Source organism: Methylobacter sp. (genome assembly GCF_004322395.1).
GTDB lineage: Bacteria > Pseudomonadota > Gammaproteobacteria > Methylococcales > Methylomonadaceae > Methylobacter_A.
Genome location: NZ_SCTW01000029.1, coordinates 87,295 through 110,129 on the forward strand (window position 1 = coordinate 87,295; position 22,835 = coordinate 110,129).

Genomic DNA, 22,835 nt, shown 5'->3' on the forward strand with positions numbered 1-22,835 from the left:
AGGAGAAATTGACATGAGCAATAACAAACTTTCCAACCACGGCCGCCGACGTTTTCTGAAACTTGCCGGCAGCGGCCTCGCAATCACCGGCGGCGCCGGACTGCTGCGGCGCCAACTCTTGCCTATCAGCGACGCGATGGCGGCTCCGGACGCTCCGGCCAACTTATTTTTCGTCGGTACCGACGGCTGGATCTCTTTACCGGCGACCCCGACGATACCCACGTTCCACCCCGACGTGTATGCCCCGACGAACTTTACGACTTATATCTTCGGTTTCCGCAACATGACCGGTATTCCTCCGATGGATCCTGCGGCGCCGGCGAACATGAATCCGCTGGTAATCGGGCAAAAAAACAAAGCCCAGCACAGCGCTCCTCTGTTCTGGGTCGATGAATTCACCGGCAGCAACACCTTCCGGCTGGACCTGCTGAACGTCGGCCTGGCGCAACGGCCCGACCTGACCGATTCGCACTCGATACACTGGCATGGTTTCCGCAACGTCATACCGTTTTTTGACGGGGAGCCGACCGGTTCCTTCGCCGTTCCGGTAGGCCGCGTGTTTCGCTATATCTTCAAACCGCGCGACCCCGGCACCTATATGTTCCACTGCCACGTAGAAGACGTCGAGCATGTACATATGGGCATGACCGGCCTGGTCTTCGTACGGCCACGGCAAAATGGACAGTCTTTCGGCGGTTTCACCAAGTTCGCCTACAACGACGGCGATGGCTCTACCGGCTATCACCGCGAGTTCGCAATGCTTCTGACCGAAGTATGGGCCGAATCCCACTGGTGCGACGCCCATATCCAACTGCCGGAATGGAGCGACTACAAGGTGGATTTTGCTTTGCTCAACGGACGGGTCTATCCAGATACCCTGGAACCCAATTCTCCGTTCAATGCGGCGACTTCCACGCATGCCTATGACACACAACGGCAAGCGGACGGCGATCTGGTCGTTCCGGCACGCCCCGATCTGCAATACCAGCCGCTGTCGGCCCTGGTGACCTGCAACGCAGGCGAACGGGTGCTGCTGCGTTTCGCCAATCTTGGCTTCAAGGAAGCCTCGATGACGCTAACCGGCATCAAGATGAAAGTGGTGGGCAAGGACGCGACCCCGATGCGCGGCTTCAATGCGGCCGGAACGGCGCGCACCGGAGCGGATACCAGCTATGAGACCAACACGCTGTCTTTCGGCGCCGGGGAGAGCTTCGATGCAATCTTTACCGCGCCGCCGCACTCAGGCGGCTCAGGACCTGACGTCTACATCCTGTACAACCGCGCCTATAACCGTTCGGACAATCAAATTAATGGCGCCGGCGGCCAGCGTACGGAAATCCGGGTGTATCCTTCCGGAACCATTAGCGCGCAGACCATACCCAACGAAAATCCTACGGTCGCCTGACGACTCGCCAAACGGAGTTCACTATGAATAAGTCAACTTTTAAACAGCTGTCACGGAAACTGGCAACACCGCTGGCGGTCGCCATATCAAGCCTGCTTACCGGCCTGCCAACGATGGCCATGGCCGCCCCCTTGGGTGTTGCCTGCACCAGCGGAGCCGGCACTAATCCGAGCTTCAATCTTACTACCCAAATTGGGGACATCCAACTGCCCGACGGTAATACCATGTATATGTGGGGTTACGCGTTGCAGGGTCAGGGCTTCCAACATCCAGGCCCGGTGTTGTGCGTCAACCAAGGCGATACCGTGACCGTCACCCTCACCAACAACTTGCCGGAAAAAGTCTCGATCATGTTTCCAGGGCAAACCGACGTTCTGGCGAATGGGGTTCCCGCCCAGCCGGAATTCGACCCTCCACTGCCAAACGCCGGCAGCCGTGCAATCTCATTGACTACGACAGCTCCCGCACAGGCCGCCAGTATTCCAGGCGTGGTCCAATACAGCTTCGTCGCAAACCAGCCCGGCACCTATATTTACGAGTCGGGCACCAACCCGCAGAAGCAGGTGCGCATGGGGCTGTTTGGCACGCTGATCGTGCGTCCGACCGGAACAGGCGGCGGCCCCGACCACCTGTACAATCGCGAGGATAGCCGTTTTACTACCGCAGGCAATTGGGATGAGGAGTTCCTTGTCCTGCTTTCGGAGATCGATCCCTACCAGCACTGGGCGGTTGAAGCCAATCCGGCAGCCAACTTCAACTTCAACAACTACAAGCCGCGCTATTGGCTTATTAACGGACGCGGCTTCCCCGACAGCATCGCCGACAATAATGCGGCGTTCCTGCCGACCCAGCCCTATGGGGCCTTGGCGCGCGTTCATCCGTACGGCGCTCCGGCACACCCTTATCCCGGCGCAATTAGGTATTTGAACCTCGGTTCGGAAGATTACCCATTCCACCCGCATGGGAACAACGGTTCAGTGGTCGGCCGCGACGGCCGTTCACTCGAGACGGAGGCAGGGGATGACGTGTCTTTCGAGAAATTTGTCGTGCCGGTCGGGCCGGGGCAGACCTGGGATGTGATGTTTAGTTGGCACGATGCGGAGGACTACAATATCAGAAACCCGAATGATCCCGTGGGTAGCCCAGATAACAACCCAGTGGATGTCAATATTCCTCAGATCGCCAACCAGTTTTTCGGGCAGTTCTACAGCTTCAGCCCCTATCTTGGCGTGCAGGGGCAGCAGCCTCCCAACTGGTCGACGCTTAACACCTGCGGCGAGTACTACATCATTTCGCATAATCATGCCCTGAACCAGATTACTTCATGGGGTGCACTCATGACGGGGCCGATTACCTATATGCGCGTCGATCCACCTCTACCCAATTCGTGCGCTCAGTAACGGGGCCTTTGCGGAAAACTCAGGAGATAACGGAAATGTTAATATCGACAAATATACTTAAAAAATTTAAACGCAAAGCACTACCTCTGACAATAGCAAGCGTATTAGGTTCCGGCCTGTATCAGGTACCGGCCAATGCCGCGTTGCCGACGAGCACGGCCTGCACCGGCACGGGAACTGTCAGCTGTGAACTGTGGGCAAAGGCGGGGACTGCAACGCTCACGACAGGCGTTACAGTCCCCGTCTGGGGCTATGCGGCTACGGCTGCAGACCCGGCCGGCTTGCCCGGCCCTGTGCTGGTCGTTAACCAGGGCGACACGGTCACCGTAACTTTGCACAACACATTATCCGAGCCGACAGCGCTGTTGTTCCAGGGTCAGAGCTTGCCACCGGATACGGCCGGGGCAGCGGCGGGAGGGACCAAGAGCTACACCTTCACGGCTTCAAATCCCGGCACTTATTTGTACGAGGCCGGGCTGCTGGAAAACACGCAGCACCAACCCGCGATGGGATTGTATGGCGCGCTAGTGGTGCGGCCTGCGGCTTCGAACCAAGCCTATGGCGCGACTACGGTTTTTGATGATGAGGCCCTGGTGCTGGTCAGCGAGGTCGATAGTGCTTTGAACAACAGCGCGAACCCGGCCGTGTTTGATATGCGCAAATTCGCGCCCAAGTATTTCCTGATCAACGGCAAGGCCCATCCGGGGCCCGATCTGGTTACGCTTCCGGATCCGGAAGTTACAGCTTATCCGACGACCGGTTTTAACCTGCTGCTGCGTTACGTTAATGCCGGGCTTAAACATCATTCGATGGCGCTGTTGGGGCTGAGGCAGAAATTTATCGCCAACGACGGCAGTTTGCTTCTGCACCCCCGCGACGGCGTGTCCGAAACCATCGCTCCCGGCCAGACAGTTGATGCCATTACCACGATTCCGCCCGCTGTAGTGCCTGATAGCAGGTTTGCTCTATACGATGCCGGCATGAGCCTGAATAACAGTAATGCCGCCGGCATGGGCGGAATGCTGACTTTCGTGGCATTGGGCGGAGACGGCATCCCGCCGACGCCGGGAACGCCTCCAGGGCCTCCGGCGCCTCCGGGCGACACGACCGGGCCCGTGACCAGCGGCGTCACTATGACGCCAAATCCCAGCAATGCGGGCACTGTAGCCTTAAGCGCGACAGGCAATGACGCGAGCACCGGTAACAGTAATGTGGACGCAGCCGAATACTTTATTGATGCAGCTCCATCCCCTTCTGCCGCAACCCGTGGCGTAGCCATGACTGTAGCGTCGCCTGGCGCGGTAGCGATTGCCACTGCCTCCATCACCGCACCGGCACAAGGCGCTCACGATATCTTGGTGCGCAGCCGCGACGCCGCCGGTAACTGGGGCGCGTTCGCTCCTGCCGTCAGCCTCATACAGGACGTAACCGGGCCGTCGACGACAGTCACGCCCATCGCCTCCAACGGCCTAAATGGCGTTAATTCGAGCACAGCTGCGGCCCGTATTGTTGCGGCGGCAACGGATAACCTGACCCATGTCAGCGCCGTCGAGGGCTATATCGACAGCAATACCACAGCGGTGTTCCCGTTCGTCCCGAGCGATGGCAGTTTCAACAGTCTATCGGAAAATGCCTACGCCGATATCCCGCTGTCAACTGTAACGGCGCTGAGCAGTGGCGATCATGTTGTTCATGTGAGAGCCAGGGATGCCGCCGGCAATTGGGGCGCGTTTACCGACACCAACAACTTGCTGGTCGACAAGACCGCGCCTAGCGTAACTGGCGCTGTGACCGCTACCCCGAACCCGGCCTTCTCCAGCTTCGTACTTTCCGCCAATGCGACCGACGCGGCCCCAACTTTGGGCATTGCCGGCGGCGAGTGGTTCGAAGGAACAGATCCAGGTATAGGCCGTGGCCATCCAATGACGGCAACGGGCGGGACGACGGGGCCATGGACTGTCACCTCTAACGAGAATGCGCGGTCATTGAACTGGGCAGAGGGGAATCATACAGTGAATGTTCGCGCCAGGGATGCCGCCCAAAACTGGAGTGCCGGCACAGTCAGCGGAACCGTAACGGTGCAATCGCCGATCTACTTCTCGACGCTTGGTAATACCAATCCGCCGGGTGTGGCAGGTACGGCCGACGATGCGGATATCTACAACTGGAACGGTACGGCGTTCAGCCGGACAGTTGATGTCACCACAATCGCCAATCCGCTACCAGCCGGCGCAAACGTTGACGGAATGCAACGTGTAGACGATACCCATTTCTATCTTTCCTTCACGGGCGACACGGCTTTGCCGGGTGTCGGAACGGTTCAGGATGAAGACATCGTCTTTTACAACAACGGCACCTGGTCGGTGTACTTCGATGGCACCGCTCGCGGGTTGACTGCCAACAATCTAGATATCGATGCGTTCACCATCGACGGAAGCAACATCTACTTCTCGACGACCGGCAACACCAATCCGCCGGGCGTGGGAGGCACGGCCGACGATGCGGATATCTACCGCTGGAACGGTACTGTGTTTAGCCGGGCGGTTGATGTCACCACTATCGCCAATCCGCTGCCTGCCGGCGCCAATGTCGATGGTCTGAAATTCGTGGATGCGACGCACTTCTATCTCTCCTTTAACGGAAACGTAACCATCGCGTTGCCTGGCCCCGACTTGACGGTACAGGATGAAGACGTCGTGTACTACAACAACGGCACCTGGTCGGTATACTTCGATGGCACCGGTAAGGGGCTGACTGCCGGCAATCTCAATATCGACGCCTTCGACATCCCGTAGCAGCTAGAGCCGTGTAAAGCGGAACCCAAACCAGCCGAATGAGGCAAGTGAAGGCCTCATTCGGTCGGATTGGAAAATTGCCCCGCTTTGCCTCCGGACGAAACTGCAACGGTGTTAGTTATGGGCTGCGCTAAGCCAACAAAAGCCTGAGCATAGCCCACGCAGTATTCTTTGATAACCAGGAGAACAGTCAATGAAAAAGCTATCCCTTTTTGCCGGCTTCGGCCGCAGATCCATCCTGTCCGTATCTGCAACAGGCGCCATGGCTTGTCCCCGTATAGCCGAGACCGAATCGAACCGGTCCAGGCACAAGCGGGCGGAACCAAGATTCCGCTATTTGGGGCGCATCCTTGCCGCCTTGGGCGCTATCGCCTTAATAATTGGGGGCGGATGGTATTACCAACAGCGCAGCATCACCGTACCGCCGGCAGCGGTTCAGGCATCAACCGGGTACATATCCAACGATCAATTGGAGGCCCAATACGGCGTTCGCATCACGCTCATCGGGGTTTCGGCAGTGGGCGGAATCGTCGATTTCCGCTACAAGATTGTCGATCCGGCAAAAGCCGCAGCATTGCTCCATGATCCTGAGAATGCGCCTGTCCTGACTGCGGTGGATAGCGGCTTGACGCTATCGCCGACCCAAATGGGCAGCAGGCACCATAGCCAGATGGGCATGAAGAAAGGCACCGCTCCGTTTACCTTCTATCCCAATGTCCGCAATGCCGTAAAAGCCGGCACTCCTGTTTCCGTAGCATTCGGCAAGATCAAGGTCGAACCGATAGCCGCGCAATAATTTTAGTTATGAGGTCCGTATCATGAAGACTGTATTGCTGATTGCGATAGGCCTCGCGCTGGCCTGCCATTTACCTGCTGTCCCTGCGGCAACCTCGGACCAGGGAAAAATTTCGTCCGAGGTGCAGTCTGCGGTCGCTGCTGCATCCTTAACACAAGAAATTTCCGTGATCGTGTATTTGAAGGACCGGGCCGATTTGGCGTCTTTCCGCCGCCTGCACCGCACCGAACGGCTCAAGGGCGTAGTCAATGCGTTACGGAATAAGGCCGAGCTCTCTCAACGCAGCCTGAAATCTTTTCTGGAATTGCGCCGCGGTCAAGGACGGATCGGCATGTATAGGCCGTTTTGGGTATTCAACGGCTTCTCCGTTACCGCCACTCCGAGCGTAATCCGGGAACTGTCCGCCCGAGCCGATGTGGAGCGGATTGAAGCGGATGAAATCAACATCGTGCCGGCGGCAATGCCTCCCGAGCCCAATCTTTCCTTGATAGGAGCGCCTGATGTCTGGAACTTGGGTTTCTACGGGCAGGGGGTAGTGGTAGCCAACCTGGACAGCGGTGTGGACAACACGCATCCCGACCTCGCCAACCGGTGGCGGGGCGGCTCGAACAGCTGGTACGATCCCTACGCACAGCATGCAACACCTTATGATCCGACCGGCCACGGCACCTGGACGATGGGGCTCATGGTCGGCGGAGATGCCGGTGTGACTTCCGTTGGTGTAGCGCCGGGAGCTCAGTGGATCGCCGCCAAGATTTTCAATGACAGCGGCACCGCCACGGCAACCGGAATCCATCAGGCCTTCCAGTGGATTCTGGACCCTGATGGAAATCCTGCTACCGTTGATGCACCGCAGGTAGTGAACAATTCTTGGTCCTATGGATTTCCGGGTTGCAATCTGGCCTTTCAACCGGATCTTCAGGCGTTCGTATCCGCAGGGATTGTCCCGGTGTTCGCGGCGGGGAACTATGGTCCGGGCGGCAGCACTAGCGTCAGTCCGGCCAATTACCCGGAAGCTTTTGCGGTCGGCGCTACAAACAATCTTGATCAACTCATTGCATACAGCGGAAAAGGGCCCTCGGCCTGCGGCGAAGCCTCGACGGTTTATCCGGAACTCGTGGCGCCGGGCATCAATATTTCAACCACCGATCTTTTCGGTTTTTATACCAGCCAATCCGGAACTTCCGTAGCAGCCCCGCATGTCGCCGGCGGTCTGGCGTTGCTGCTCAGCGCCTATCCGGAGCTGACGGCGGCGCAGCAACGCGATGCCTTGCTTTTGTCCGCGGTAGACCTTGGAACTCCGGGGCCCGACAACAGTTTCGGCTACGGCCGTCTCGATCTACCGGCCGCCTATGACTGGGTGGTGCTCAACGCCGGCAACCCGCCTCCGCCGGTTGATGCCTCCGGGCCCGACACGAGCGGTGTCAGCGCAAGTCCAAATCCCAATAACGGGACTCTGGGCTTCGACATCAATACGCCCGCCGTACGGGTCGCTGCTACGGTGGCCGATCCGGTCATCAACGGCTTGCAGTCCAATATCAGAAGCGCCGAGGTCTTCGTCGACTCGGTGGGAAGCAATGGCTCCGGCTTAGCATTTATCGCCGGCGACGGGGCTTATGACAGTCCGTCTGAAGCCGCCTACGCAGATATCCCTCTGACGACCGTCGCCCAGCTTGCCGAGGGTTCACATGCCCTTTACGTGCACGGTCAGGATTCTGCCGGAAACTGGGGACCAGTGAGCAGCGTGGCGTTGATCATCGACAAGACCCCCCCTATCGTCAACAACGTCACTGCGACTCTGGCGGACACGACGATCAATCTGACCGCTACAGCCGCCGATTCGTCTCCGGGCAGCGTCGATGCAGCCGAATGGTTCGAAGGCAATGATCCGGGCTTAGGGCTGGGTCATTCGATGTCGGTGTCGGGCGGCACTGTTGCAGCAACTATCGATGCCGGAATCTGGGCGCCCGGCAGCCACACGCTGTTCGTGAGGGCAAGAGATAGCGCTGGAAATTGGAGCGCCGCGGTATCGGCGAACATCACCATAGCAGCGCAGAACGTCATTTTCACTGACGGCTTCGAGTCGGGGAACTTCACGGCCTGGAACGGAGGAGCTACCGGCGCCCGTATTAGCGTTAATAGCGCCGCAAAGATGACCGCAGGCGGAATCTACGGCATGCAGGCCACTCTCGGAGGCGGCACCGCGCCGGGCTACGTTGCCGATGGATCGCCGACCCTTGAAAAAAGCTACCACGCACGGTTCTACTTCAACCCGCACAGTACCAATCCGGGAAGCGCGCAGGTGACGATTTTCTCCGGCCTGAATGCAGCCGGCACGACTATCTTTCAGGTTCAATTCAAACGCAACGGCAGCAGCTATCAAGTGCGCGGCGCCGTATTGAGATCGGGCGGGACGACCTATACGAACTGGTTTGCCGTCGCCAACAACGCCGCACATCCCATCGAAATAGCCTGGCAATCGGGTATGTCCGCGTCCTTCCAGTTTTACACCGACGGGACGCTTAAACAGACGCTGGGCACCCTAAACACCAGCGCCTATCTGTTGGATACGGTACGGCTGGGAACCTCTGCCGGTCTTGTTAATGCCGCCAGCGGAACCTTGTATTTCGATGCTTTCGCATCGACGAGGACTACTGTCATCGGGCCGTAACAGCAACTTGATTAAGACTCCCAGCTTAAAGTTGGGGGTCTTATTGTGCTACTGCTTTAGTGGATAGTGAGTAACAGGGGGTTACCGCCATCAACCGCCGGCAAGAGCCTGCTGCAATTCGGCAACCGATTGCGGACGATTTTCCGGTTGCAACTCCATTGCCCAGTCGATGGCTTTTAGCAGATGTTCAGGGAATTTTCGTTTAAACGCTTTGACTGCCGGAACCAGCGTGTCCTGCCGTGCCCTATCCAGGGCAGGCACCGGAGTTTTATTCTCCAGGCAATTGCGCATGCTGGCGCCCACCGCATAAATGTCCGTCCACGGGCCAAGCTGCGCACTTAGGTTATGCTGTTCTACCGGTGAATAGCCTTTGGTTAAAACCTTGCTTTGCTTACCCAGATGCGATTTCGGAAAGCTCTGAATTGCGCCGAAATCCAGCAATAACGCATCATTGCCCGGCCTCACCAGAATATTGGAAGGCTTAATGTCAAGATGAATAAACTGTTGGCTATGAATATGCCCTAGTCCTGCCAATAAGGAATTAAACAAAGTTAATAAAAAGTCTTCGGAAACAGACACTGTTCTATTTTTTAAAAGTTTATCCAGCGTAACCCCATAGTCATAAGTCATTACCATATAAACCGTGGAATTGGCCTTAAAAAAACCGATAACTTCAACAATATTGGGATGCTTTAACTTGGATAAAACCTTGGCTTCCTCAAAAAATAAAACTCTGCCGCGCTTGAATAAAACCGCAGCTTCTTCGTTGTTGGCGACAACCATATTGTTCCAGGTTCGGTGAGCAAACTTTCGGGGCAGATATTCTTTAATGGCGACCTGAACCTGATCCGCTATTTGCCTGGCCAGATAAACGGAACTAAAGCCGCCGTGAGCCAACTCCCGTTCAACGACATACTGGTCTATAATGGTGCCGGTTTGCAGGTAGTTCCACTCTTTCGGGTAGGTTTGCGGATCGTAGTATTCAGCCATTGGGTTGTTTTTGTACTTAAGTCCGTTAAATTATAGGTGAAAAATGATTAGAAGCATGACCGCATTTGCCGGTAATGAAACAGAAATAGGCGACTTAACCATAAGTTGCGAGTTGCGCACAGTCAATCACCGCTACTGCGACATTAGCTTAAGACTGCCGGATCGCCTGCGGTTTGTTGAAGCCGACCTGCGCGCAGCGGTCGCCGCAAAAATCAATCGCGGCAAGGTTGAATGCTCATTGAGCTATAAAAAACAATCTAAAAACGGACAAAACTTCATTATTAATACCGATGCCGTAACCGCCCTACTTACCGCAGCTTCCAGCATAGAGAAGCAAATGCTCGGCCCCCTATCCTTTTCTGCGTTGGATGTACTGGCATTCCCCGGCATCCAGCAGGAACCGGATATCAATAAAGAGCAGCTGACTTCGGGCATTTCGGCTCTTGTCGATCAAACCTTGGCGCAACTCGTGGAGGCAAGGGAAAGAGAAGGCGCGCAACTCAAACTATTAATTGAAGAACGTTGCGCAAAAATGCTGATTTTTGTCGTTTCAGCGAGCAAGCGCATGCCGGAAGTATTATTATCGATTCGCAATAAACTCAAAGACCGAATTACCGAGCTAGTCGCGCAGCCCGATTTTGACCGTCTGGAGCAGGAGCTGGTGTTGCTGGCTCAAAAACTGGACATCACCGAAGAACTCGACAGGCTGGAAACCCATATCAATGAAGTGTTACGGGTACTCAAGCAAAAAGACCCGGTCGGCAGACGGCTGGATTTTTTAATGCAGGAGTTGAACCGTGAAGCCAATACGTTGGGTTCTAAATCGGCTGATAAGGAAATGACCCAGATAGCGATTGAGCTTAAAGTGCTGATCGAGCAAATGCGGGAGCAGGTGCAGAATATTGAATGATGGGGGATTTCATCTGAAATTGACGCTTGAGTGCACCGAGAAGATAGACTGAAGTGCAAAGCCCATCAATTGAGCCTGATAGTATGAGCTTTACAACACCATAAAATAGAGACTCATGAATGCGGGCGAAAAAGTGTCGTCCTTCCTATCGATTTAAACCACAACAGCAGATAAAACCAAGGTGTTCGTCGTTCCTGCGTTGGATTAACGTTGAAAGGATACTGAAAGCTTGCAATGTTAAACTCGTCATTAGAAACCTTTATAAATGTTTTAAGTTTAATGCTTGCTCTACCTCAGCCTTAACGTACAATTTGACCCTTAAAACCACCAGACAACAGAGCTTAAGGAACACTAACATCATGGGTATACTCAGCATACTGCTCTGGACTCCGGCTGCCGGGGTCTTGCTGCTGGCTTTGACGCCCGGCCGAAATATTCAGCTAATCCGCTACATCGCGCATCTGTTTGCCGCTATTGCCTTGTTATTGGTCTGCTGGCTGCTGAGCATTTATAACGCGAATGACGCGGAGTTGCAGTTTAATGAATATTTTCCGCTGAACCCTAAATTGGGCAGTGCTTATGCACTGGGGGTAGACGGTTTGTCGATGCCGATGCTGGCGTTGGCGACGTTGCTCACGTCGATGGCATTATTGGCCTCATTCACCGTATCTAACAGCGTTAAGGGCTATCATATTTGCCTGCTGTTGCTTGAATTCGGCATATTGGGCGTGTTCCTGGCGCAGGATTGGGCGTTGTTCTATATCTTCTGGGAAGTGACCTTGATTCCGTTGTTCTTCCTGATCGGCCGTTGGGGAGGCAGCAGGCGGCACGCGGCCAGTCTCAACTTTGTGCTGTATACGATGGGCGGCTCGATTTTTATGCTGGTCAGCTTGCTGGCGGTCAGCCAGTACGATCTCGAACACGGCGGCTCTTTAATGTCTTCGATGCATCAGGCGGCGAAAGACATGCCAAGGATTGAGCAGGTTTTAGTGCTTCTGGGGTTTGTGATCGGTTTCGGTGTAAAAATGCCGATTTTCCCGCTGCACGGCTGGTTGCCTTTGGCGCACGTCGAAGCGCCCAGTCCGGTCAGTATTTTGCTGTCCGGTATCTTGCTGAAAATGGGCGCTTACGGTTTGATCCGGGCGGTAGTGATGCTGCCGGAGGCCGCAAAACTGTTGCAGCCTATCCTGATTTTTCTGGGACTGTTCGGCATGCTTTACGGCGGCCTGCTAGCCTGGAGGCAAAGCGATCTTAAAGCGATGGTCGCCTATTCCTCAATCAGCCATATGGGCGTTGTTCTGTTGGGCATCGCGACGTTGAATGAAACGGGCATCACCGGCGCAGTGTTGCAAATGACCGCGCACGGCCTGATTGCCGCGGCGCTATTCTTGCTGGTCGGCCTGCTGTACGAGCGCACTCATACCCGCAACATTCAGGATTACAGCTCACTGATCCGGGTGATGCCGCGTTTTGCCGTATTCCTGACCTTAACTTTGCTGGCAGCGATGGGCTTGCCCGGTTCGGTCGGTTTTGTTGCCGAGCTGCATACCTTGATTGGCAGCTTCAACTCATTTACCAGCCTCGGTATGGGCATGGGCGTAATTGTTCTTTTTAGTGTCAGCGTTCTGATCGGAGCCGCCTACGCGATACGCACTATCAGCCTGTTATTTACCGGGCCGGAAAAATCGCAAATGCAACAGCTTGAAGACTTGAGAGTCCCGGAGTTACTGGCTGCCGGAATACTGGTTACGGGCATTGTGTTATTCGGCCTGTCGCCCGGACCGCTGCTTGATTTATCCGCAGCCACCATCGGCCAGATGAACGGCGTGATCAGTCAACGGATTTTGTAGAGTTAGTAATGCAAGAGTCACCTTTAAAACTGCGCGAGCAGATCACCTCAGCGCTGCACCATTTGGATCACGTTCTGCCTGGACAGGCGCCGATCCTCGATTTCGTGCATCACAATACCTTGCATGGCTTTCAACACCTGCCGTTTAACGAAGCACTGGCTGAGTTTGAAGCCTTGACCGGTATTAACTGTTATCTTCCGGAAGCGCAAAACCGCGATTTCTATCGTCAGGGACGTATTAATGAAAGCGATTTATCCGTCGTATTTGATCAATGCCCGCACTTGCATGCAGAGCAAGTCATTTGCACTTTGCAAGACCGGATCATAACCCGGCAGGCTATTTATCGCATTGCGCTGTTATTCGATTTGCAGACGGTCAGCGTCAGTCAGTTGAACTGGCAAATAGAGGAATTGGCGGCGCTGGAAACCGTGCAGGCCGATGTGCCGGAGCCGATTCGGCGGCGATTGCTTGCAACCGATGGCGATGTGGCTCGGCACTTATGGGAAAGTATTTTAACCAAGCTCGGGTTGGAACAGGCAGCTTTGCATCCGGAGGATATGCTGGACTTATCGGTGGAGCAGGCCGAAGAATGGCTGGCCTCCTTCGACACGGCTCAGGACAGGCTTGGCGGGTCAGTCCATCAGCAAATGCGGCAACACGCAGGCGCGGCGCTCGACGAACTGTTGGGCACTTTAGGCGGCAGCATCAGCTTGCGCGGATTTATTCTGGCTTTGACCGGCACGGATATACTCGATGCGATCCGCTCGCAACTGATACGTTTTTGCGCATCGGGGCTGGATGAAGGCATGGCTGCGTGGCAGTTGCCTCAGCGTAGCGAACTGGGCCTTTATGCGGCTTGGCGGGCAACGGCCCAGTATGACGCGAATCCTTTTTTGCACGAGTTGAGCGACTGGCAACAGATAATTGCCGAGCTGCCCGAAGATGCGGTCGACACGATCATCCTGCAACTGAGCCACCTGGAAATACCGCAAGCGCAATGGGAAAACTATCTTCGCCGGTTGGCGTTGGAAATACCCGGCTGGTCGGGATTGGTCAACTGGCGGCAGCATCACCCTAACTATCATACCGCCAATGACGCAGAGCCAACGCTGGCCGATTATCTGGCTATCCGCCTGACCCTGGACCGGCTGTGGCTGAACCAGATTTGCCGGGATACCTGGAAAATCGAAGCCAAGCTTAGTTCAATCAACGGCTATTTTCGAAAGAACCTGTCGGAATTTATGGTGCGCAGCCGCCTGTATCAGGACGACTTGCCGGAATACTTGGCACACTGGGCGGAAGCATTGACGTTGCATGCCGGTTCAGAACGCTACGACCGCACCGACTGGCAGCAACTTGCCGACCTGATTTGGACTTGGCAGTGCAGCCCGATGGCGGATAAGAGCGTAGTTGCGCACTCCCCGCATAACAGCGGCTGGCGCTTGTTCCGTTTATGCCAGCATCTGGGGCTTAGCGCAGCAAGCCTGCAACAACTGAATACGGACGATTTGCAAGCCATGCTGGCCGTGCTGGATGAATTCACCTTGACCGAGCGCAGCAAAGTCTGGCTGCTTGCTTACGAGCATCATTATCGGGAAGACTTTTTACAGGCAATACGCGCCAATCATAACCGCGGCCGCTGGGCCGAACGCGGGCAACGTCTCGACGCGCAAATCGTCTTCTGCATGGATGACCGTGAAGAAGGTTTCCGCCGCCATCTTGAAGAGCTTAATCCTGCTATTGAAACATTGGGAGCCGCCGGATTTTTCGGCGTTGCAATGAATTACAAGGGACTGGACGACAGCAAGGTAACGCCGCTGTGTCCTGTTGTGGTGACGCCTGCGCATGAAGTTCGGGAAGTCGTCAGGCCCGGCAGCGAGCCGATGCTGCTTAAGCATAACCGTGGCCGGAAGCTGAACCAATGGCTTGCCAAGCTGGTACATCAGGGCTTGCGCCGTAACCTGTTATTGTCGCAAGCTGTTATCGACACTGCCGCGCCAGTTGCTTTCGCCGGATTATTGGCTAAATCGCTGCTGCCGAAATCCCAGCACAGCCTGGTTTCCGGCACGGCTAAGCTGGTTTCGCCCGAAGTTAAAACGCAGTTGCTGTTTACCGCTAAGGACGAGACGGTCGCCACGCCGGAGCGCCCCAGGTTGGGTTTTACCAATACCGAACAGGCTGACCGGGTTGCCGGCTTTTTGCGCAATACCGGCCTGACCTACGGATTCTCGGAACTGGTAGTGCTGATGGGGCACGGCTCGATCAGCCAGAACAACCCGCATCTGGCAGCTTACGATTGCGGCGCTTGCAGCGGCCGACACGGCGGTCCCAGCGCCAGAGTATTTGCGGCAATGGCTAATCGCCCTGAAGTGCGCAAATTGTTAGCCGAACGCGGCATCACTATCCCGACCGATACGTGGTTTATCGGCGCTGAACATAACACCTGCAATGAAGAAATTAGCTGGTACGATCTCGATCTGCTTCCAGCCGAGCGATTGTCCGGGTTAGAGGCATTGCAGCAGGAATTACGCCATGCCCAGCATATGTCGGCGCACGAACGCTGCCGCAGGCTGGCTTCGGCTCCGCGCAATCCGACACCCAAACAGGCTTTGGCGCATATAGAACAGCGCGCCGCCGATTTCTCCCAGGCACGGCCTGAACTCGGCCATGCGACCAATGCTTCTGCGGTAGTCGGGCGGCGATCTCTAACCCAAGGCGCATTTTTTGACCGGCGGGTATTTTTGATTTCCTACGATCCGACTCAAGACCCTGAAGGCAAAGTGCTGGAAGGTATTTTGCTGGCGGTAGGTCCGGTTGGCGCGGGTATCAATCTGGAATATTATTTTTCCACCGTTAATAACGAACGCTTCGGCTGCGGCTCTAAAGTGCCGCATAATGTCACCGGCTTTTTTGGCGTTATGGAAGGAGCCAGCAGCGATTTACGCACCGGCCTGCCCCGGCAAATGGTAGAAATCCACGAGCCGATGCGTCTATTGATGTTGGTTGAAGCGAAAACAGCGGTGCTGGAGCAAATTTATCATCGCCAGGAATCTATACGGGAGCTGGTTGCGGGCGGCTGGGTACAATTGAGCGTCAAAGACCCCGATAGCGGCGAGATTTTCTTGTTCCAAACGGGCACGGGGTTTGTGCCTTGGCAGTCCGAGGCGAAAGACTTGCCGGTTCGGGATAATTCACCGGATTGCTACCGGGATCAAACCTTACCGGTAGCGCCGATGTTGATCAAGCAAACTCAGGGTAAACCTGAAAGGATTGGGATTTAATCAATGGACGCATTAGTTTTTTTAATCCCCTTAATGCCATTGCTCGCCGCTTCGGCAATCGGCATCGGCCATCTATTTGGCGTAATCGACGGTGAACGTAGCGAAAACACTACGGCAGATATTGCAAGCTGGACGATCATCATGTCCAGCCTATTGGCGTTGACTTTATTAACCGCCGATATACTGGGAAAGAATGCCGGTTCTTACAGTGTAGGGCATTGGCTAAACAGCGACACGCTGGATATAAAGTTAAACTTTATCACCTCCGGCTTTAATGTCCGTTTGGCAGCGCTGCTTTCAATGCTGTTAGCCGTTGTGATTCGTTTTTCGATTGATTACATGCACCGTGAAGCGGGTTATCACCGGTTCTTTTTTATCCTGAGCCTGTTTTCTTCGGCCATGCTGTTGCTGGTGTTATCGGGTAACTCGGTCGGCACTTTTGTCGGCTGGGAAGTTGCCGGATTAAGTTCCTATTTTTTGATAGCTTACGCCTATGATCGACCGGTTGCCGCCGCTAATGCGACGCGTGTATTTGTAACCAACCGTATCGGCGACGCCGGTTTTATCTTAGGCGCTAGCTTAAGCTATGTCTGGGCTGACAGCGTCAACTGGAACACTATCAATGCTCAATCCGCACAATTGCCGCCGGCTGAAGCTACCGCGATCGCGCTGTGTTTTGCGGTGGCCGCCTTTGCCAAATCGGCGCAACTCCCGTTCACTCCTTGGCTGGCGCGGGCTATGGAAGGGCCTACACCGTCCAGTGCGGTATTTTACGGGGCGGTCATGGTGCATGCCGGCGTTTATCTGGTCATTTTGCTCAAACCTATTTTTGAGCATGCGCCATTGGCTATGGCTGTGGTCGCGATAGCCGGTCTAATGACGGCCTTATATAGTTTTGTCGTCGGGCTGACCCAGACCGATGTTAAAAGCTCGCTGATTTTTGCAACATCCGGCCAATTGGGTCTGATGTTCCTGGAATGCGGCTTGGGTTTTTGGCAGCTTGCCGGCTGGCATCTTTGCGCTCATGCGGTGGTTCGCGGCTATCAATTCCTGACTGCGCCCTCGCTGATGCATAACATGCAAGGTCTGAATGCAACTCCCCCAAACAAGGCTCCGACTTGGCTGTTCGTGGCTTCTTTACAGCGTTTCTGGCTGGACCAGATTACCGACTGGGCGCTGGTCAAGCCGGTGCGCGGCTTAGCTCACGATATGAGTTATTTTGACGATCATATCGTTGATCGCTTTATGGGGGCTCCTGTGCCTGCAATTCAGGCCATATCGTCACTGGCGCAACTGGAAGAACAGATCGTTGGCGCTCACTTGGATAATAAATCCGATAAATTCGCCCAAGGCAGCGGTCTGGCCGGAAAGCTCACCGAATGGACGGCAGCCGCCGTACACTGGTTCGAAGACCACTTTGTATTGAGCGGCATAGGTAACGGTACGGTTAATTATGGCCGCCGGCTTGGGCATGTCGCCAACAAGTTTGAACAATCGGTATTCAGGCCCCGCTATCTGGTGTTGTTTGTGTTCATAACATTGCTAGTCGCATTTTGAGGTGCTGATGGATATTACTGTTACTCCCTGGTCGGCATCGGCGGCCTTCCCGCTGCTCACTACGCTGACGCTGGTGCCGTTGGCCGCAATGATCGCTATCTTGTTTTCCCGGTCAGCGACTGTTGCGTTGCGTTTCGGTTTTGCCGGAGCGGCATTGACGGTACTGCTTAGCCTTTATCTGCTGACTATTTTCGATTCAGCCAGCCCCGGCATACATTTGGCTGAACAGGCGTATTTTGCAGGATTCAGTTATCGCGTCGGTGTTGACGGAACCAATATTTTATTTATCCCGCTGACTGCTGTTCTAACCTTTCTGGCGTTAATCTACACCTTGATTACCCGGCATGTGACCGACCGGCTGTTCATTGCCTGTTTGTTGGGTTATGAAAGCGTATTGATCGGCGCTTTTGTCGCGTTGAACGTGATGCAATTTTGGTTATGGTGCGTATTGGAACTGGTTCCTGTGACACTGTTGACGGTTCATGCCGGAACCGGCCAAAACAGGCGTTGGGTCGTCGCGCAATTGCTGCAATATTGGGGCAGCGGCTTGCTGATGATCCTGACCGGCTTTTTGCTGCTGGCTTTCAGCTTAATCGATTCCGAACATGCGTTGACTTTCGACTGGCTCACGCTTAAACAAAATAATGCCTATTTACATGACGAGGTACTGATTTTCGTACTGCTGTTCTTCGGCTTTGCGATCCGGATGCCGCTGTTTCCGTTCCACGGTTGGCTGCCGGTGTTGGCGGAGCAAGGCACGGTCGCCAGCGGCGTTATTTTTCTGGTCGGCTTGAAGCTGGGCCTTTATGCGGTCATTCGTTTTATTTTACCGATGGTGCCGGGCGTTGCCGAACAATGGTCCGGATTTGTCGTCACACTGGGTCTTATCAGCATTTTTTACGGCGCTCTATTGGCGTTGATGCAAATCAATATTCGCCGCTTACTGGCTTTTGCGGTGATCAGCCAAACCGGTATGCTGATTATCGGTCCATTCTGTTTTAACGCGAACGGCTTGGAAGGCACTCTACTGCTGTCGGTGGCCTACGGTCTGGCGACGGCAGGAATGTTGTTCAGCGTTGGTTTGATTTATGAGCGCTGCCGTACCTCTTATCTGCCGCGCTTGGGCGGGCTGTTCGATACCAACGGCACGCTGGCCTTGCTGTTCCTGATTTCCGCGTTGAGCACCATGGTTATGCCCGGTACGCCGGGATTTGACGCGGCGCATCTACTCGTTGAAGGGGTTATTGAGGAAGACGGTTGGCTGCTTGCGATCGCTATTTTGCTCGGCAACGTGATGTCCGCCGCGTTCTTGCTATGGGCTTTCCAACGGGCTTTTATGGCGACCCCCAAGCGCGCCGCACAACCTTACAGCTGCGCGCACCACCCGGTTTGGAAGGAGCGTTTTATTACCGTCGTGATTTGCCTGTTGCTGATCGGCACCGGCTTTTACACGACACCGTGGCTGAACTTTATAGACCAGGATGCGGCCGCTATCGGCAAACTATATCCGATGCACGGCGATCGATCCGCCAACGAAAACGAAGCCGGTAACAAGGACGGCCAACATGAGTAATGCCAGTTTTCCAGTTTTAAGCCTGATTATTTTGCTGCCTTTATTGGGCGCGGTTGCCGTATCGGCTATTCCCAATATCCGTCATGCCAAGAACGTTACGTTGCTGTTTGCTGCGTTGGAATTAATAGCAACGCTGGCGGTAGTACAGCTGTTTAATGCCGAACTCGGCAATAACTTTCAGTTGGTTGAGCGCCACGCCTGGATACCCAGCCTGAATATCGAATATCTGGTAGGCGTAGACGGCATTTCAGTATTGTTTTTGCCGATGTCCGCGCTGTTGACATTAATGGCGATCATCGCTTCATGGAATTCGGTGCAACATCTGACTCAATTGCACTTTGCGTTATTGCTGGCATTGGAAGGCATCACCATCGGCGTGTTTCTGGCGTTGGACATGGCGCTGTTCTTTTTGTTTTGGGAACTGACCTTGCCGCCGATTTTCTTTTTAATCGGCTTATGGGGCATCGGTTCGGCGCGGCGCAGCGCGGCGATAAAATACACGCTGTTTATGTTGTTCGGCGGCGTGCCGTTACTGTTTGCGATTATCATCCTGGCCGTCAACCATGCCACCGCAACAGGCGGTAGCATTCCGCAAGATATGGCTTTCAGCCTGCCGGTATTATTGGAAACGCCGTTGCCGGATAACTTGCAGGCGCTGGTATTTTTATTATTACTGCTCGGCTTTGCGGTTAAAGCGCCATTGGCGCCGTTTCATACCTGGCTGCCCACCGTCGCAATGGAAGGCCCGACGCAAATGACGGCCTTGCTGACTGGCCTGAAACTCGGCGCTTTCGGCATAATCCGTTTTGCGATGCCGCTGGCGCCTTCCGCCGCCGTTGAATACAGTTGGGTCTTGGGCATACTCGGCGCAATCACGTTGGTCTACAGCGCATTGATTGCGTTGCAGCAAACCAACTTGCGCCGCCTGCTGGCTTATGCCAGCGTCAGCCATGTCGGCTTGGTCATCGTCGGTATTGCTTCATTAAACATGCAGGGCATCCAAGGGGCGGTTTTTCAATTGCTGAATTTCACTATGGTTGCCGGTTCCTTGATGCTGACGGCCGGGTTTATCCAGCATCGTTTGGGTAGCACCGAAGCTATCCATCTGGGCGGCTTGGCTAAAGTGATGCCGCGATTGACCTGCTTTTATTTTTTGTTTGCGCTAGCCAGCATAGGGCTGCCCGGCACCAGCGGATTCCCTGCCGAATTATTGTTGATTATCAGCACCATGCTTGCACACCCCAGCATCAGCATCGCAGCCTTGATTGGCGCGGTACTCAGCGCCGCTTATATGCTGTCGTTTACCCGTCGCGCTTTCTTTGGCCCCGTCACCCAGACTAGCGTCAAACAGGTGCAGGATTTGCGACCACGCGAACTGACATTGTTATGCGTATCGGCATTGTTGATATTGGGTTTTGGATTTTTTCCGAATAGCGTGCTGAAAATGAACAAAGCAACGGCGGAGGCTTGGTTGACCCGGTTAATGGATCAGCCGGTATTGGCAAGTAAGGCAGAGCGGGATTAAAAGATGCGTGGCGTTGTGTTGACATTTGTAACACATTTGGCAGATACTTCTAACATAAAGTTATTTATGTTGGCATGAAATTCAATGAGAACAGAACATACACCTGCAGAAGTAAACATCCACTTACGTGCGAAAGCCCACGATAGATTGCTTATCGACCAAGCCGCCGAGTTGGTCGGTTCAAATCGTTCGCAATTTATGATGGCCTCAGCACTCAAGGAAGCCAAGAATGTGATCCTTGACCAAACCTCTATTTATATAGACAACAAGACATTCCAAAACGTATTGGAGTGGCTGGACACACCGGCAACACAAGAACAGATTGACGGGATGGACCGATTGCGCGCAATCGAACCGCCTTGGTCGGATGAGTAAAAATAAAGGATTTTGTTCGCCTGCCCATTTAACCGTACGGCATGAAATAGAGGGCTTTCACTCGGGCGAGGAAACGCTGGATACTTGGTTGCGTGAACGAGCATTCGCCAACATGGAAGCATCGGCAAGTAGAACCTATGTTATTTGTCCGTCAGGTTCGCCTAAGGTTATTGGATATTATGCCATCTGCATGGGGCAGATTCTTAACCAAGAGACTGTTGGCTCCATGCGCCGGAATATGCTCCTCCAGATTCCAGCGGTAATTCTTGGGCGATTGGCTATTGATAAACAATGGCAAGACCAAGGGTTAGGCAAAGCCTTGCTTCAAGATGCAGTGCAAAGATCTGCCCGTGCCACTAAAGAAGTATCCGCTCGTCTTTTGATTGCACATGCCATTTCTCCGGAAGCGGAAGCCTTCTATTTGCATTACGGTTTTACCCGTCTTCCAATCGAAACACCAACCTACGCTCTAGACCTTATCAAGTTTGCCAAGTTTTCGGAATAAACTTTGTCAGTTTGGATCGGCGGACCCAAGAAAGGAAGTATGCGTTTGGCATTGCTCTCAAAAATGCTTGCCCATGCACAATACAAGACTTACAACAAAGTAGCGATTAGGAAAAACAGCTTGCATTCAAAATTTCTGCGTACTAAAGTTCGCTTTGATGTAAATTAAAGGGAATAAGCCAGTGACCGACGCAACAATGCCAAAGCGGGTTATCGTTTATGCCAAAGAAAGCGGAAAGGAACCTTTTACCGAATGGCTTTATAGCTTGCGGGATGTCATCGTGCGAAAACGTATCCTTGCCCGCGTTTCCCGTTTGCAACAAGGCAACTATGGAGATTGTGAGCCGGTCGGCGAAGGGGTTAGCGAGTTGCGATTATTTTTCGGTTCCGGCTACAGGGTTTATTTTGGGGAAGAGGGTAACCAAATTGTCGTCCTGCTCTGCGGCGGCGACAAGGGAAGCCAAAGCAAAGACATTGATCAAGCCAAAACCTATTGGCAGGAGTATCTAAACCATGAGCATTTATAGAACGATTGGCGAAGTTGAAGAACAATATCTTCGCGACCATCCCGAGGAAGTGGACGATTATATTACCGTCCTCTTCGACGAATATGCTGAAAACGGCGACACCGCCGCCCTGTTGTCCTCCCTGCGCGTAGTCAGTCGAGTGAAAGGAGTAAGCCGAGTCGCGGAAGCTTCCGGCTTAAGCCGCAAGGGTGTGCAAAAAGCCCTTTCGGAAAACGGCAATCCACAATTTAGCAGCGTCAACGCCATTATGCATGCCATGGGCTACCGACTGACCCCGCAAAAACTTCCTGCGGCGAATCATACTTCTTAATCTTTAAGGAACGGGTTGAGTTTGTTCGTGCTGTTATCGAAGCTCGGTAGAGGGGGCGCATCGCGCCCATTTCCGATACCGTTGATATTTTAAAATCTGCAAATGGTGCGCGATGCGCCCCCTACTTGGCTTCCCCTGCTTAGTTAGCTCTCTGGTAAGGATAAAAGTTCTTAAAATTCCTATTGAGGTAAGAGCCAACAGATGGTGCCATCCTCAGATTCTCATATTCAAGTTCAGATACGCCTTTGTACGCATAGATAGAACCATCGAGAAATTGAACATATACCCATTGACTTTCGGCATCATAACCAACCGCAGATATATTTGATGAGCTTACAGGGTGCATTTCAGGAATAGACATATTTT

The 22,835-nt window shown here is 54.0% G+C and carries 17 protein-coding genes; 15 read left to right on the forward strand and 2 right to left on the reverse strand.

Going from position 1 to position 22,835, the window contains the following annotated elements:
• Nucleotides 1-13: 13 nt before the first annotated feature.
• The 5 genes from EPO18_RS04150 (at nucleotide 14) to EPO18_RS04170 (ending at nucleotide 9,067) form a co-directional block, all read left to right on the forward strand.
• Entirely contained in the window at nucleotides 14-1,405 is a 1,392-nt protein-coding gene (locus tag EPO18_RS04150) for a multicopper oxidase domain-containing protein (protein ID WP_292430900.1), read from the forward strand.
• A 23-nt stretch (nucleotides 1,406-1,428) separates the two neighbouring features.
• Nucleotides 1,429-2,805: a multicopper oxidase domain-containing protein gene (locus EPO18_RS04155; protein WP_292430902.1), complete on the forward strand. Its 1,377-nt coding sequence runs from the start codon at nucleotides 1,429-1,431 to the stop codon at nucleotides 2,803-2,805.
• Between the two features lie 35 nt (nucleotides 2,806-2,840).
• On the forward strand, nucleotides 2,841-5,600 hold the full coding sequence (locus EPO18_RS04160) for a multicopper oxidase domain-containing protein (protein WP_292430904.1): 2,760 nt from the start codon (nucleotides 2,841-2,843) through the stop codon (nucleotides 5,598-5,600).
• Between the two features lie 193 nt (nucleotides 5,601-5,793).
• Nucleotides 5,794-6,396 (forward strand): hypothetical protein, encoded by a 603-nt coding sequence (locus EPO18_RS04165; RefSeq protein ID WP_292430907.1) that lies wholly within the window; start codon nucleotides 5,794-5,796, stop codon nucleotides 6,394-6,396.
• Nucleotides 6,397-6,418: 22 nt separating this feature from the next.
• Entirely contained in the window at nucleotides 6,419-9,067 is a 2,649-nt protein-coding gene (locus EPO18_RS04170) for a S8 family serine peptidase (protein WP_292430908.1), read from the forward strand.
• A gap of 90 nt (nucleotides 9,068-9,157) precedes the next feature.
• Here EPO18_RS04170 and EPO18_RS04175 read toward each other — a convergent pair whose 3' ends face one another.
• On the reverse strand, nucleotides 9,158-10,057 hold the full coding sequence (locus EPO18_RS04175) for a serine/threonine protein kinase (RefSeq protein ID WP_292430911.1): 900 nt from the start codon (nucleotides 10,055-10,057) through the stop codon (nucleotides 9,158-9,160).
• A 43-nt stretch (nucleotides 10,058-10,100) separates the two neighbouring features.
• Here EPO18_RS04175 and EPO18_RS04180 point away from each other — a divergent pair, with 43 nt between their 5' ends.
• The 10 genes from EPO18_RS04180 (at nucleotide 10,101) to EPO18_RS04225 (ending at nucleotide 22,469) form a co-directional block, all read left to right on the forward strand.
• Nucleotides 10,101-10,967 carry a YicC/YloC family endoribonuclease gene (locus tag EPO18_RS04180; RefSeq protein ID WP_292430914.1) on the forward strand — a complete coding sequence of 289 codons (867 nt, stop codon included), beginning with the start codon at nucleotides 10,101-10,103 and terminating at the stop codon, nucleotides 10,965-10,967.
• A 359-nt stretch (nucleotides 10,968-11,326) separates the two neighbouring features.
• Nucleotides 11,327-12,817 (forward strand): complex I subunit 4 family protein, encoded by a 1,491-nt coding sequence (locus EPO18_RS04185; RefSeq protein ID WP_292430917.1) that lies wholly within the window; start codon nucleotides 11,327-11,329, stop codon nucleotides 12,815-12,817.
• Nucleotides 12,818-12,825: 8 nt separating this feature from the next.
• Nucleotides 12,826-16,098 (forward strand): DUF2309 domain-containing protein, encoded by a 3,273-nt coding sequence (locus EPO18_RS04190; RefSeq protein WP_292430919.1) that lies wholly within the window; start codon nucleotides 12,826-12,828, stop codon nucleotides 16,096-16,098.
• Nucleotides 16,099-16,101: 3 nt separating this feature from the next.
• Nucleotides 16,102-17,655 (forward strand): proton-conducting transporter transmembrane domain-containing protein, encoded by a 1,554-nt coding sequence (locus tag EPO18_RS04195; RefSeq protein WP_292430922.1) that lies wholly within the window; start codon nucleotides 16,102-16,104, stop codon nucleotides 17,653-17,655.
• 7 nt (nucleotides 17,656-17,662) lie between these two features.
• A complete protein-coding gene (locus EPO18_RS04200; protein WP_292430926.1) occupies nucleotides 17,663-19,228 on the forward strand; it encodes a complex I subunit 4 family protein in 1,566 nt (521 codons plus the stop codon).
• Complete coding sequence (locus tag EPO18_RS04205) at nucleotides 19,221-20,753, forward strand: complex I subunit 4 family protein (RefSeq protein WP_292430929.1); 1,533 nt, start codon at nucleotides 19,221-19,223, stop codon at nucleotides 20,751-20,753. The genes EPO18_RS04200 and EPO18_RS04205 overlap by 8 nt, the downstream gene beginning before the upstream one ends.
• Before the next feature lie 84 nt (nucleotides 20,754-20,837).
• Nucleotides 20,838-21,128: a type II toxin-antitoxin system TacA family antitoxin gene (locus EPO18_RS04210; protein ID WP_292430933.1), complete on the forward strand. Its 291-nt coding sequence runs from the start codon at nucleotides 20,838-20,840 to the stop codon at nucleotides 21,126-21,128.
• The gene (locus EPO18_RS04215) at nucleotides 21,121-21,633 is read left to right on the forward strand and encodes a GNAT family N-acetyltransferase (RefSeq protein WP_292430936.1); all 513 of its coding nucleotides are present in this window, start codon (nucleotides 21,121-21,123) and stop codon (nucleotides 21,631-21,633) included. The genes EPO18_RS04210 and EPO18_RS04215 overlap by 8 nt, the downstream gene beginning before the upstream one ends.
• A gap of 181 nt (nucleotides 21,634-21,814) precedes the next feature.
• Entirely contained in the window at nucleotides 21,815-22,159 is a 345-nt protein-coding gene (locus EPO18_RS04220; protein ID WP_292430939.1) for a type II toxin-antitoxin system RelE/ParE family toxin, read from the forward strand.
• Nucleotides 22,146-22,469: an addiction module antidote protein gene (locus tag EPO18_RS04225; RefSeq protein ID WP_292430941.1), complete on the forward strand. Its 324-nt coding sequence runs from the start codon at nucleotides 22,146-22,148 to the stop codon at nucleotides 22,467-22,469. Before EPO18_RS04220 ends, EPO18_RS04225 begins: the two co-directional genes overlap by 14 nt.
• 139 nt (nucleotides 22,470-22,608) lie before the next feature.
• On the opposite strand, the gene EPO18_RS04230 is transcribed toward EPO18_RS04225, so the two are convergent.
• Nucleotides 22,609-22,830: a KTSC domain-containing protein gene (locus EPO18_RS04230; protein ID WP_292430943.1), complete on the reverse strand. Its 222-nt coding sequence runs from the start codon at nucleotides 22,828-22,830 to the stop codon at nucleotides 22,609-22,611.
• Nucleotides 22,831-22,835 lie beyond the last annotated feature (5 nt).